The sequence below is a fragment of the Rhizobium sp. NXC24 genome, assembly GCF_002944315.1.
Classification (GTDB): Bacteria; Pseudomonadota; Alphaproteobacteria; order Rhizobiales; family Rhizobiaceae; genus Rhizobium.
In genome coordinates this window covers 3,602,501-3,615,462 of sequence record NZ_CP024311.1, presented here as the reverse complement: position 1 = coordinate 3,615,462, position 12,962 = coordinate 3,602,501, and the positions used below count along the sequence as shown (strand labels likewise).

Annotated in this window: 10 protein-coding genes (1 of these 10 cut by a window edge); 6 read left to right on the top strand and 4 right to left on the bottom strand. The window is 60.5% G+C overall.

Features of this window, described 5'->3' with window-relative positions:
• Positions 1–58 precede the first annotated feature (58 nt).
• Entirely contained in the window at positions 59–1,303 is a 1,245-nt protein-coding gene (locus NXC24_RS17695; protein ID WP_104824478.1) for a YbfB/YjiJ family MFS transporter, read from the bottom strand.
• Between the two features lie 82 nt (positions 1,304–1,385).
• Positions 1,386–2,003, bottom strand: a complete 618-nt coding sequence (locus NXC24_RS17690) for a TetR/AcrR family transcriptional regulator (protein WP_104824477.1) — start codon at positions 2,001–2,003, stop codon at positions 1,386–1,388.
• Between the two features lie 335 nt (positions 2,004–2,338).
• On the opposite strand from NXC24_RS17690, the gene NXC24_RS17685 reads away from it, so the two are divergent.
• From NXC24_RS17685 to NXC24_RS17665, 5 genes are all read left to right on the top strand, one after another.
• A complete protein-coding gene (locus NXC24_RS17685; protein WP_104824476.1) occupies positions 2,339–3,613 on the top strand; it encodes an aspartate kinase in 1,275 nt (424 codons plus the stop codon).
• 98 nt (positions 3,614–3,711) lie between these two features.
• On the top strand, positions 3,712–5,979 hold the full coding sequence (gene ptsP, locus NXC24_RS17680; protein ID WP_104824475.1) for a phosphoenolpyruvate--protein phosphotransferase: 2,268 nt from the start codon (positions 3,712–3,714) through the stop codon (positions 5,977–5,979).
• 32 nt (positions 5,980–6,011) lie between these two features.
• The gene (gene prfA, locus NXC24_RS17675; RefSeq protein WP_104824474.1) at positions 6,012–7,091 is read left to right on the top strand and encodes a peptide chain release factor 1; all 1,080 of its coding nucleotides are present in this window, start codon (positions 6,012–6,014) and stop codon (positions 7,089–7,091) included.
• A complete protein-coding gene (gene prmC, locus NXC24_RS17670) occupies positions 7,088–7,963 on the top strand; it encodes a peptide chain release factor N(5)-glutamine methyltransferase (protein WP_104824473.1) in 876 nt (291 codons plus the stop codon). Before prfA ends, prmC begins: the two co-directional genes overlap by 4 nt.
• 346 nt (positions 7,964–8,309) lie before the next feature.
• Positions 8,310–8,993, top strand: a complete 684-nt coding sequence (locus NXC24_RS17665; RefSeq protein ID WP_104824472.1) for a DUF4167 domain-containing protein — start codon at positions 8,310–8,312, stop codon at positions 8,991–8,993.
• A gap of 166 nt (positions 8,994–9,159) precedes the next feature.
• On the opposite strand, the gene NXC24_RS17660 is transcribed toward NXC24_RS17665, so the two are convergent.
• Positions 9,160–9,660: a GNAT family N-acetyltransferase gene (locus NXC24_RS17660; protein ID WP_104824471.1), complete on the bottom strand. Its 501-nt coding sequence runs from the start codon at positions 9,658–9,660 to the stop codon at positions 9,160–9,162.
• Between the two features lie 284 nt (positions 9,661–9,944).
• Between NXC24_RS17660 and clpB the strand changes: the two genes are divergently transcribed.
• Positions 9,945–12,545: an ATP-dependent chaperone ClpB gene (gene clpB, locus NXC24_RS17655; protein WP_104824470.1), complete on the top strand. Its 2,601-nt coding sequence runs from the start codon at positions 9,945–9,947 to the stop codon at positions 12,543–12,545.
• Positions 12,546–12,709: 164 nt separating this feature from the next.
• On the opposite strand, the gene NXC24_RS17650 is transcribed toward clpB, so the two are convergent.
• A protein-coding gene (locus NXC24_RS17650) for a M23 family metallopeptidase (protein ID WP_104824469.1) crosses the window boundary here: on the bottom strand, positions 12,710–12,962 show its 3' portion. 1,697 nt of this gene lie beyond the right edge of the window; the window shows 253 of its 1,950 coding nt (coding positions 1,698–1,950); its start codon lies off the right edge, out of view — the gene reads right to left on this strand; its stop codon occupies positions 12,710–12,712.

Here is a 12,962-nt window from a genome sequence, read left to right as displayed (position 1 = left end):
GGACTATCCTTTTCCTGTCTGACATGGGCCTGAAGCAGGCATTGCCAGGTTCAATTTTTCATTGTGCCCGGTTTTTGCGACGCTTCACGCCGTTCAAGACGTCAGCCAGCAAAGCAAGGACAAGTGCTACCGCACCACAAAGGAAGATGATGCTGTAATCTTCGCCGGTATGGATGAAGAGATAGGAATAGCCATAGCCGCCGAGCGCCTGGCAAAGAGCGAAAGCCGTCGTTGCTCGGCTCCAGGCTGCGCGTTGGGCGACATGGCTGTGCGGCAGGATTTCGTGGATGCGACCGAGCACCAAGGGTACGATGCCTGGCGTAAAGACGCCGAGCAGCACCGTGGCAAAGCCGACCAGCCAGGGATTGCCGGATGCCGCCAAAATGGCGTCGCCGACCGCCTGAAGCAGCAGAGCGCCGCGATAGGCGGAGGCGAAGCCGATGCGGTCGGCAGCATAGCCGGTCAATACCGGACCGGTAATGGCGGCAACGCCATAGAGCACCCAGCAGGCCGCGCCGATATCGGCGCCGCGGCCGAGACCGCGGGCGATATAATCGACCAGCAGCACCATGACGGGCACGAGGCCGAGGGCATTGGCGGCATATTGGCCATAGAGGATGCGCAGCGACCATTTAGTCTTTGCGGCGGGATGATGGTGGGTTGCCGCGTGTGCAGCCGGTAGCGGCGGATTGGTCGCCGGCCAGCCGAACCAACTGACGACGGTCAGGATGAGCGACAGGACCCCAAGACCGATCCAGGTTTCGCGAAGACCGAGACGCAGCAATGCGGGCACCAGGGTACCCGAGGCGGCGATGCCGAGACCGAGGCCGAGGAAAATCATGCCGCTGACAAAGCCGCGGCGGGCGACCGGGATGTGCGGCAGGATGCTGGTCGCGACCAACACCATGATGGCGCCGCCGGCAAGACCGGAGAGGAAACGCCAGGCAAAGAACCAGGTGACGGAAACTGGGAAGGCGCAGGCGAAAAAGGCGGCGGTCGCGGCGACCATCAGCAGCCGTAGCGCCAGACGATTACCAAGGCCGGCAGCTAATGGCCGCCCGAGCAACGCACCGGCGAGGTATCCGGCAAAATTGGCAGCGCCGAGCGTCACCGTATCGCCAGCCGAAAACCAGTGCGCGCTAATGAGCGGCGGGATGAGCGGCGTATAGGCGAAGCGGGCGAGACCGATGGCGACGAGGCTGCCGCAGAGGCCGGCGATGGTGGCATACCAGGCGCCTGCGGTAAGGGACGCTGGCTCGGTAGTGGAAAGAGACTGGCTCAAATGACGTAAGGGGGCGGACATGGCGCAAAAGCTTCCCTGTTCGGAGCGGGCTTTGCCGCCTCCGGTTTCGATGTTTCCTAAAGAGAGGGGTTATGGAGGAGGCTTATCCATCCGGATTGCTTCCAGGCAGCGGCCAGGGCAAGGTCAGCATGGCCATTGCCGGCCGCAGGATGCCGTCCAGCAGTTCGCGCTCGGGACGGACGCGGACAAGGGCGCGCAAACCGAACTGTACGGAGAGCAGCAGTTTGGCGACGTCCTCCGGTGGCAGGTTTGCGGGAATTTCACCGTTTTTCTGGGCGGCGATGATTGAACGAAGAAAAAAGGCTTCGATCTCGGCCGTCTCGTCGGCAACGACACGCCGCATTTCCGGATCATCGGAACGCGCCTCCAGGGTCGTGTTGACCAGCATGCAGCCGCGATGTTCGGTATCGGCAAGGGAACGCTCGACCACTTCCTGGAAGTAGCCGACAATGCTAAAGCCCGGCGAATAGGCTGCCTCCATCCGTGCGATGCGGGCATGCAGGTTCCGGTCGAGATAGTGCTTCAGTGCCCTCAGATAGAGGCCGCGCTTGTCACCAAAAGCATTGTAGAGGCTCGCATGCGTCAACCCCATGCGGTCGGTCAGATCGCGAGTCGAGGTTGCCTCGTAACCCTTCGACCAGAATATTTCGCCGGCTGCTTCCAGAACGTTATCCTCATCAAATTGCCGGGGTCTTGCCATGGGAGTTCTCGCAATCTGCTCGCAGTCGAATAATTCTGGAGCGTTTGCTCCATAACGAGATATAGAGCATACGCTCTAAAATGACAAGTGGATCAGTCATCCTGCATTACCGAGGAGGGTGCGCTCCTCAACAGGCTCTGGTCGAGCCTGAAGGTGAACTATTAAGTGCGAAGGCTTGAAAGCCGACTGGTCGGCACTATTGCACCCGCCCGCCAAACTCGTTAAGAGACGCCCCCATTGAGATCAGGCTTTTCCGGCTAATGGACCGGAAGGGCGATTTTGCATGCCGGGCCTACACCATTTCGACCGCCCGGCGCTGGTACTGGTAGAGGCACATGGCACGTATCGTGATGAAATTCGGCGGGACATCCGTCGCGGATCTGGACCGTATCAAGAATGTCGCCCGCCATGTAAAACGCGAGGTCGATGCGGGCCACGAGGTCGCAGTCGTCGTTTCCGCCATGTCCGGCAAGACCAACGAACTGGTCGGCTGGGTGCAGAATACGCCCAAGGTCGCCGGTGCCGACCACTCGATCTATGATGCTCGCGAATATGATGCTGTCGTCGCTTCCGGCGAGCAGGTGACCTCCGGACTGCTAGCGATCGCGCTGCAGGCGATGGGCATCAATGCCCGCTCCTGGCAGGGCTGGCAGATCCCGATCCGCACCGACAACGCCCATGGCGCGGCGCGCATTCTCGAAATCGATGGCGGCGAAATGGTCCGCCGCATGCAAGAGGGCCAGGTGGCCGTCGTCGCCGGCTTCCAGGGTCTGGGGCCCGACAATCGGGTTTCGACGCTCGGTCGCGGCGGTTCCGATACATCGGCGGTGGCGATCGCCGCGGCCGTGAAGGCTGATCGCTGCGATATCTATACCGATGTCGATGGCGTCTACACGACCGACCCGCGCATCGAGCCGAAGGCGCGGCGTCTGAAGAAGATCGCCTTCGAAGAAATGCTGGAAATGGCCTCGCTCGGCGCCAAGGTGCTGCAGGTGCGCTCTGTCGAACTGGCCATGGTCTTTAAGGTTCGCACCTTCGTGCGCTCCTCTTTTGAAGATCCCGATGCTCCGGGCATGGGCGATCTGCTCAACCCGCCCGGAACGCTGATTTGTGACGAGGAAGAAATCGTGGAACAGGAAGTAGTCACCGGCATTGCCTATGCCAAGGATGAAGCCCAGATCTCGCTGCGCCGTCTTGCCGACCGGCCGGGCGTCTCCGCTGCGATCTTCGGGCCGTTGGCCGAAAGCCACATCAACGTCGACATGATCGTCCAGAACATCTCCGAGGACGGTTCCAAGACCGATATGACCTTCACGGTTCCTTCGGGCGATGTCGAAAAGGCGCTGCGCGTTCTCGGCGAAAACAAGGACAAGATCGGCTACGACGTTATCCAAAACGAATCAGGTCTCGTCAAAGTCTCGGTCATCGGCATTGGCATGCGTTCGCACGCTGGCGTTGCTGCGACCGCTTTCCGGGCACTTGCCGAAAAAGGCATCAACATCAAGGCCATTACGACGTCGGAAATCAAGATTTCCATCCTAATCGACGGTCCTTATGCAGAACTGGCAGTCAGGACTTTGCATTCCTGCTACGGTCTGGATAAGAGTTGATTCAGGACTGCTGACGACGGACCGCAACGGAGGCGAGTTTCGGCCGGCCCTGACGTGGGCAAGTCTGGCAATATCTTGATTCAGGAGCTAGAGACGCAATGAGAGACCTATCCGGCGGTCCACGCGTTCTGCTCAAGCGGCTGCGCGAACTCATGGCGGAGCCGCTGGAGCCGCAAGAGCGTCTTGACCGGATCGTCCGCCAGATCGCCAGCAACATGGTCGCGGAAGTCTGCTCGGTCTACGTGTTGCGCGCCGATGGTGTGCTCGAGCTTTACGCCACCGAAGGTCTGAAAAAAGAAGCCGTCCATCTGTCGCAACTGAAGATGGGCCAAGGTCTCGTCGGCACGATCGCCGCTTCCGCTCAACCGCTCAATCTTTCCGACGCGCAGTCGCATCCCGCCTTCCGCTACCTGCCGGAAACCGGTGAAGAGGTCTACCACTCCTTCCTCGGCGTGCCGATCCTGCGCACGGGCCGCTCGCTCGGCGTTCTCGTCGTCCAGAACAAGGCGAGCCGCAACTATCGCGAGGAAGAGCTCGAAGCGCTCGAAACGACGGCGATGGTACTGGCGGAAATGATCGCCACCGGCGAGCTGAAGAAGATCACCAAGCCGGGCCTCGAACTCGATCTCACCCGCTCCGTCACCATCGACGGCGACAGCTATAATGAAGGCATCGGCCTCGGCTATGTCGTGCTGCACGAGCCACGCATCGTCGTTACCAATCTCCTGAACGAGGATACCGAGAAAGAAATCCGCCGTCTCGCGGATGCGCTTGGCTCCCTGCGCATCTCGATTGACGACATGCTGTCGCGCCGTGACGTTTCGATGGAAGGCGAGCATCGCGAGGTGCTGGAAACCTACCGCATGTTTGCCCACGACCAGGGCTGGGTGCGCAAGCTGGAAGAGGCCGTCCGCAACGGCCTGACCGCGGAAGCCGCGGTCGAGAAGGTGCAGAGCGATACCAAGGCGCGGATGATGCGCCTGACCGATCCTTATCTGCGCGAGCGCATGCATGACTTCGAGGATCTGGCGAACCGGCTGCTCAGGCAGTTGATCGGCTATTCCGGCCGCACCGCCGCCGAGGGTTTCCCGAACGATGCGATCATCTTTGCGCGCGCCATGGGTGCCGCCGAGCTGCTTGACTATCCCCGCGCCAATATTCGCGGTCTGGTGCTGGAAGAGGGCGCCGTCACCAGCCATGTCGTCATCGTCGCCCGCGCCATGGGCATCCCGGTCGTCGGCCAAGCGGCGGGGGTGGTGGCGCTTGCCGAAAACGGCGATCCCGTCATCATCGACGGCGATGGCGGCCATGTGCACCTGCGGCCGATGGCCGATCATCAGCGCTCCTACGAGGAAAAGGTGCGCTTCCGCGCCCGCCGGCAGGAACAGTTCCGGGCGCTCCGTTCCGTCGAACCGGTCACCAAGGACGGGCAGCGCATTTCGCTTCTGATGAATGCCGGTCTGCTGGTCGACCTGCCGCAGCTTGCCGAATCCGGCGCGGAAGGCATCGGCCTCTTCCGTACCGAATTGCAGTTCATGATCGCGTCGACCATGCCGAAAGCGGAGGAGCAGGAAGCTTTCTACCGCAATGTCATGAAGCAGGCGGGTGGCCACGTCGTTACCTTCAGGACGCTCGATATCGGCGGCGACAAGGTCGTGCCCTATTTCCGCGCCCATGAGGAAGAGAATCCGGCGCTCGGCTGGCGCGCCATTCGCCTGTCGCTCGATCGGCCCGGCCTGCTGCGCACGCAGTTGCGCGCTATGCTGAAGGCGGCCGCTGATAGCGAGTTGAAGATGATGGTGCCAATGGTCACGGAAGTTTCCGAGATCGAAGCGGTGCGCGAGCTCGTGCAGAAGGAAGTGCAGCATCTGTCGCGCTTCGGCCATAGCCTGCCGCGGAAGCTGCAGTTCGGTGCGATGCTGGAAGTGCCGGCGCTGTTGTGGCAGTTGGACGAGCTGATGGCGGCGGTCGACTTCGTCTCGGTCGGCTCCAACGATCTCTTCCAGTTCTCGATGGCGGTCGATCGCGGCAATGCGCGCGTCGCGGACCGTTTCGATCCGCTTGGACGCCCATTCCTGCGCATCTTGCGGGACATCGTGCGTGCCGGCGAGCGCAACAAGACGCCGGTGACGCTTTGCGGCGAACTTGCCGGCAAGACAATTTCGGCCATGGCGCTGCTGGGCGTCGGTTTCCGCTCGGTGTCGATGTCGCCGGCATCCATCGGTCCGGTCAAGGCGATGCTGCTGGGTCTCGACCTCCAGGCATTGACCGAGGTGATGGAAGAGGCGCTGAACGACACGCGTCCGACAACCTCTATGCGCGATATTCTTGCCCGCTTCGCCGAGAGCCACAATATTCCATTGTAGAACAGAACGAATAAGAAGAATCGGAGCGTGGGGTGGCGAATCTTCCCATTGAAAAAATGCGCGAATTGGAGCGCCGTTTCGGCGAGATCGAAGCGCGTATGTCGGCGGGGCCGTCAGCGGACGTCTATGTGAAGCTTGCTTCCGAATATTCCGAATTGCAGCCGGTCGTCACCAAGATCCGCGACTACGAGAAGGCGATCGCCGAGGCTTCGGATCTCGAAACCATGCTTGCCGACAAGTCGGTCGACCGCGAGATGCGGGATCTTGCCGAGATGGAACTGCCGGAGGTCAAGGAGCGGATCGAGACGCTGGAGAAAGACATCCAGATCCTGCTGCTGCCGAAGGATGCCGCCGATGAGAAGAGCGCGATCCTGGAAATTCGCGCCGGCACTGGCGGTTCCGAAGCAGCCCTTTTCGCCGGCGATCTTTTCCGGATGTACGAGCGCTTCGCGGCGAACAATGGCTGGAAGGTCGAAATCCTCTCGGCCAGCGAAGGCGAGGCAGGCGGCTACAAGGAAATCATCGCCACGATTAGCGGCAAGGGCGTATTCTCGCGGCTGAAATTCGAATCCGGTGTGCATCGCGTGCAGCGTGTTCCGGAAACCGAGGCGGGCGGTCGCATCCATACATCGGCGGCAACCGTGGCCGTGCTGCCTGAGGCCGAGGAAATCGATATTGAAATCCGTCCCGAGGATATCCGCATCGATACCATGCGCTCCTCCGGTGCCGGCGGCCAGCACGTCAACACAACGGACTCGGCGGTACGCATCACCCATCTTCCCTCCGGGATCGTGGTGACAAGTTCGGAAAAATCGCAGCATCAAAACCGCGCCAAGGCGATGCAGGTGCTGCGGTCGCGCCTCTTCGACATGGAGCGCCAGCGCGCCGACAGTGAAAGGTCCGCCGACCGCAAGAGCCAGGTCGGTTCCGGTGACCGCTCCGAGCGCATCCGCACCTATAATTTCCCGCAGGGCCGCGTCACTGACCACCGCATCAACCTGACACTCTATAAGCTCGATCGCATGATGGAGGGCGAGATCGACGAGGTGGTCGACGCGCTTCTGGCGGATTATCAGGCGAGCCAGCTCGCCCAGCTCGGCGAACAGGCATGACGAGCGGGCAGGGGCCGACCATCGCTGAGCTTTTCCAGGAGGTGCGTGCCCGGTTTATCGAGGCCGATCTCGATGATCCCGCCACCGAGGCGCGCATCCTCGTCGGCGGCCTTCTCGATCTTTCGTCGACCGAGCTCGTCACCCGCGGTTCCGAGAGGGTGGCACCGGATCGCGTGGAAACGGCGCGGGCGGCGGTGGTGCGGCGGCTCAATCACGAGCCGGTGCATCGTATCCTGGGCGAACGGGAATTCTACGGCCTGCCGTTGAAGCTCTCGCCGGCAACGCTCGAGCCGCGGCCCGATACGGAAATCTTGGTCGATACCGTCCTTCCGTATGCGCGACGTCTTGCATTAGAGCTCGGGAATATCCATATACTCGACATCGGAACGGGAACCGGGGCCATCTGCCTCGCTTTGCTCCACGAATGTCCGCAGGCGACAGGCATAGGTTCCGATATTTCTGGCGAAGCTTTGGAAACGGCGCGGGCGAATGCAGCGCGTAATGGCTTGGCAACACGGTTTGAAACTGTGCAGGGAAGTTGGTTTGAAGCCATCCACGGTCGATTTCACGTGATTGTCTCAAATCCGCCCTATATTGAGTCCAGGATCATTTCCACCCTCGCTCCAGAAGTAAAGAATTTCGATCCTCCGGCAGCTCTCGACGGTGGCCTAGATGGGCTCGATGCATACAGAGCAATCGCAAAGGATGCGGCGCGGTTTCTACACCGAGATGGTATTGTCGGAGTTGAAATCGGTCATGATCAGCGCAAAACGGTGACTTCGGTTTTTGAAGGAGCAGGATTTTTCCTAATCGACGCAGTTCGGGACTACGGTCATAACGACCGAGTTCTCGTGTTTAAACATCAAGATTGACGCGACAATTTGCTGCAGGTCCAAGGGACCTTGTTGTTATCGCAAAGAAAAGGCTTGGATTTCCTGAGGAAGCAATATAGGTTGCGCTCACGCGTTGGGCGGCTGGGAATAGGCGAGACGATTCGCCTCTCTTGGACAGCCTCGGGGATCCACTCTCTGATAAGAGTGTCAAAGGTTGAAGATAACCCAATGCGTGATCAGTTAATCTGACGTAGTCGAGCGGCAGACGGGCGCTTAAGGCGCGGTTTGCTTGCGGCACGCAGGCCCTGGCTTGGAAGGTTCCGGCCACGGCGGCAGGTGCCGTGCATAATTTCATCCCAACGAAGAGAATTCAGGTGAAGGATCTATGAGGCCAGGACAGCAGAACAAGCGCGGTCGGGGGCGTGGCAACAACGGCGGCGGCGGCGGAAATAACAATAACAATAATTTCAACCGCAAGGGCTCGAACCCGCTGACCAGGACTTACGACAGCTCCGGTCCAGATGTGAAAATTCGCGGAACCGCGCAGCATATTGCCGAGAAGTATTCAGCTCTCGCCCGCGATGCGCAAAGCTCCGGCGACCGCGTCATGGCGGAAAACTATCTCCAGCACGCTGAACACTATAATCGGATCATTGCCAGCGCCCAGGCGCAGATGCAGGAGCGCTATCAGCGCGATGAGCATCATAACTACAACGATCGTGACAACGCCGATCGCGACATCGATGACATCGATGCGAACGAGATGGACGACCAGCCGCAGATGGCTCAGCCTCAGGCGCGTCAGCAGCCTGCCCCCGCCGTTGCCGCGGCTCCGGCTCCCGAGCCGGAAGTCATCGATGGTACCGGCCCGCAGCCGGTGATCGAGGGTATCCCGGCCGAGGTGGCGATCGAAGAAGAGACGCCTGCCGCTGCGACCGAGCGCCAGCCGCGCCGCCGCAACGCCGGCAACCGCCCCCGCCGCCAGCCGCGCCGCAGCGCCGATGGCGAAGGCAAGGGCGAAGCCGCTCCGAGCGATGCGCCGGCTTTGGCAGACGCTGCCTCGGAATAAGAACCGCTTGAGTGAACAGGTGGCTGCGACATCAGTCCCAGCCCCTAATCAAAATGTGGAATACCAACAGTCGCAAAGTCGGTCGCAGAACCTCGACTTTGCGACTGTTTTTTGTTTTGCGCTACCGGTCGGCCTTGCCTCGCATCCTCTGTGAGGACGCTATCCGTTAGATTTGTCTTTCCATGAAGATGGTAATGGGCTGCAGGCTCGGTGGAACCGAGCGGAAGTGGCCGCTTCTTTTAAAGCCAAAGGCATCGTACAGGGCTATGGCCTCGCTCATAAACGTCACCGTCTCCAGACGCACAGTCGTGTATCCATCATTGCGGATCGCGGCCAAGCAGGCCGTCATCAGGCTCCTTGCAACGCCTTTGCCGCGTGCCTCCGGGCGAACATACATTTTCTGCAGTTCTGCAATGCCGTCATCTGATTTCGAGTAGCCGGCACACCCTGCAATGCTTTCGCCCATGCGCGCCAGAAAGAAACCCGCATCGCGGTCGTTGAACTTTTTCATCAGGGTTTCGGGTGTGTGCCCATAGATATATTCGATCAGCTCGGAATCTGGCACCCCGAACTTACGAGACTGTTCCGCGTCCCATTTGCTCATGGCATCGATAAGCGCGTGTGCTTCTTCGAAATCGGCCAAGGAATTTATCGTGCGGATTTCCATCAACTTGTCCCCCAGGTGTTAGACGTACCTCTTCTGAAAAATGCTCGGCATGAGAAACTCACTCAGGCTTTTCCAAAAGGCAAGTTGGCAGGGTTAGCAGCGGGGATGACTGCGGGTTTTTCATTTCTGCTGCTCTTTAAACTTTTCAAAGCTCCTCCCATATTCTTCCCAGTTGCTTCGCCGCAAATCCCAATAAGCGGCGGGCGGGGTCTGCCTTTTCAGGGGGCTCAATCTCAGTCATCGGTCTGTGCCATTAAGGGCAGGGCGATTCATGGAGGTCCGATATGAATATTGAAAAATACTCCGAGCGGGTGCGTGGCTTTTTGCAATCCGCGCAGACCAGTGCGCTGGCGCAGGGTCACCAGCAATTCACTCCCGAACATGTGCTGAAGGTGCTTCTGGACGACGATCAGGGCATGGCTGCGTCGTTGATCGAACGTGCCGGAGGCGATGCCAAGGCCGCGCGTCTTGCCAATGACGGCGCACTTGCCAAATTGCCGAAAGTGTCCGGTGGCGATGGCCAGGTTTACCTTTCCCAGCCGCTCGCCAAGGTGTTCACCACGGCCGAAGATGCCGCAAAGAAGGCCGGCGATAGTTTCGTCACCGTCGAACGCCTGTTGCAGGCCTTGGCGATGGAGCCTTCGGCATCGACGTCAGCCGCTTTGAAGAAGGCCGGCGTTACACCCCTCGGGCTCAATCAGGTCATCAATGACATTCGCAAGGGCCGCACCGCTGATTCCGCCAATGCGGAACAGGGCTTCGACTCCTTGAAGAAATATGCCCGCGACCTCACTGGCGAGGCTCGCGAGGGCAAGCTCGATCCGGTGATCGGCCGCGACGACGAAATCCGCCGCACCATCCAGGTCCTCTCTCGCCGCACAAAGAATAATCCGGTTCTGATCGGCGAACCCGGCGTCGGCAAGACGGCGATCGTCGAAGGCCTGGCGTTGCGCATCGTCAACGGCGATGTGCCTGAATCGCTGAAGGACAAGAAGCTGATGGCGCTCGACATGGGCGCGTTGATTGCCGGTGCGAAGTTCCGTGGTGAATTCGAAGAGCGGCTGAAGGCCGTGCTCAACGAGGTGCAGTCGGAAAACGGCGAGATCATCCTCTTCATCGACGAGATGCATACCTTGGTCGGTGCCGGCAAGGCCGATGGTGCCATGGATGCGTCGAACCTCTTGAAGCCCGCGCTTGCCCGCGGCGAGCTGCATTGCGTCGGCGCGACCACGCTCGATGAATACCGCAAGCATGTCGAGAAGGATCCGGCGCTCGCTCGTCGTTTCCAGCCGGTCATGGTCGAGGAGCCGACGGTCGAGGACACGATCTCGATCCTGCGTGGCCTCAAGGAAAAATACGAGCAGCACCACAAGGTCCGCATCGCCGATGCCGCCCTGGTGGCCGCCGCAACCTTGTCGAACCGCTATATCACCGACCGCTTCCTGCCGGACAAGGCCATCGACCTGATGGACGAAGCCGCCGCGCGCCTGCGCATGCAGGTGGATTCGAAGCCCGAAGAACTCGACGAACTCGATCGCCGCATCATCCAGCTCAAGATCGAGCGCGAAGCGCTGAAGAAGGAGACCGACCAGTCCTCGGCCGACCGGCTGAAGCGGCTGGAGACCGACCTGGCTACGCTTGAAGAGGAGGCCGATGCGCTGACCGCACGCTGGCAGGCCGAAAAGCAGAAGCTGGGCCTTGCCGCCGATCTGAAGAAAAAGCTCGACGAAGCCCGCAACGAACTGGCAATCGCCCAGCGGAAGGGTGAATTCCAGCGCGCCGGCGAGCTTGCCTATGGCGTGATCCCGAACCTGGAGAAGGATCTCCAGGCTGCCGAAGAGCAGGACGGAGGTCGCGATTCCATGGTGCAGGAAGTCGTCACCGCCGACAATATCGCCCATGTCGTCTCCCGCTGGACCGGGATTCCCGTGGACAAGATGCTGGAAGGCGAACGCGACAAGCTGCTTCGGATGGAAGACGAACTCGCCAGGTGGGTCGTCGGTCAGGGTGATGCTGTCCAGGCGGTATCGCGCGCCGTTCGCCGCTCGCGTGCGGGTCTGCAGGATCCGAACCGCCCGATCGGCTCGTTCATCTTCCTCGGCCCGACCGGCGTCGGCAAGACGGAGCTCACCAAGGCGCTTGCCCGCTTCCTCTTCGACGACGAGACGGCGATGGTGCGCATGGATATGTCCGAGTACATGGAGAAGCACTCCGTTGCTCGGCTGATCGGCGCTCCTCCCGGCTATGTGGGCTATGAGGAGGGCGGCGCGCTGACCGAATCCGTCCGCCGCCGGCCCTATCAGGTCGTGCTGTTCGACGAGATCGAGAAGGCGCATCCCGATGTCTTCAACGTCCTGCTGCAGGTTCTGGACGACGGGCGCTTGACGGACGGCCAGGGCCGCACGGTTGATTTCCGCAATACCATGATCATCATGACCTCGAACCTCGGCGCCGAATACCTGACGCAATTGAAGGAAGGGGATGACAGCGACCTGGTGCGTGAGCAGGTGATGGATGTGGTGCGGTCGCATTTCCGGCCGGAGTTCCTGAACCGAGTCGACGAGATCATCCTGTTCCATCGCCTGAAGCGCGAAGAGATGGGGGCGATCGTCAACATCCAACTGGAGCGGCTCTTGAAGCTGTTGTCGGAGCGCAAGATCGCGCTCGAGCTCGACGACGATGCCCGCAATTGGCTGGCTAACAAGGGGTACGATCCGGTTTACGGCGCACGGCCGCTGAAGCGGGTGATCCAGAAATATGTCCAGGACCCGCTCGCCGAACAAATCCTCTCGGGTCAAGTGCCGGATGGATCGGTGGTCAAGGTCACCAGTGGCTCCGACCGATTGCTCTTCCGAGCACGCCAGGCGGTCAGCGAAGCGGCGTAAGCGGCTGCTTCAGAATATAAACTCAGATGGCGGCTTTCGGGTCGCCATTTCGTTTTTGAGGCAAGGCTGCGGACGATGCCGTTGGTGAGCTGATTGTTCTGCTGAGACGCAGCGTCACTTGAAATTCCCGGTTGCCATCGCGATGGCCGAAGGGCGGTTAAGGATCAATCCTTGCTTGCGACCTGATTCGATTTCTCGTCACTCAGGAGCGTGTCGATACGCTTGCGCTCGTCCTCGAATTTGGCGAGCGCCTCGCCGTCCAAGGACTTGCCGCCGGGCAGGCGGACGCGCAAGGGATCGACCTTGGTGCCGTTGACGATCAGCTCGTAATGCAGGTGCGGCCCGGTTGCGAGACCGGTCGAACCGATGAAGCCGATGACCTGGCCCTGTACCACCTTCGCGCCCGGTACGATGCCC

Bases quoted from the DNA above. Each gene is read 5' to 3' on its own strand.
- NXC24_RS17695 (WP_104824478.1), bottom strand. From the start codon at position 1,303: ATGTCCGCCCCCTTACGTCATTTGAGCCAGTCTCTTTCCACTACCGAG.
- NXC24_RS17690 (WP_104824477.1), bottom strand. From the start codon at position 2,003: ATGGCAAGACCCCGGCAATTTGATGAGGATAACGTTCTGGAAGCAGCC.
- NXC24_RS17685 (WP_104824476.1), top strand. From the start codon at position 2,339: ATGGCACGTATCGTGATGAAATTCGGCGGGACATCCGTCGCGGATCTG.
- ptsP (WP_104824475.1), top strand. From the start codon at position 3,712: ATGAGAGACCTATCCGGCGGTCCACGCGTTCTGCTCAAGCGGCTGCGC.
- prmC (WP_104824473.1), top strand. From the start codon at position 7,088: ATGACGAGCGGGCAGGGGCCGACCATCGCTGAGCTTTTCCAGGAGGTG.
- NXC24_RS17665 (WP_104824472.1), top strand. From the start codon at position 8,310: ATGAGGCCAGGACAGCAGAACAAGCGCGGTCGGGGGCGTGGCAACAAC.
- NXC24_RS17660 (WP_104824471.1), bottom strand. From the start codon at position 9,660: ATGGAAATCCGCACGATAAATTCCTTGGCCGATTTCGAAGAAGCACAC.
- clpB (WP_104824470.1), top strand. From the start codon at position 9,945: ATGAATATTGAAAAATACTCCGAGCGGGTGCGTGGCTTTTTGCAATCC.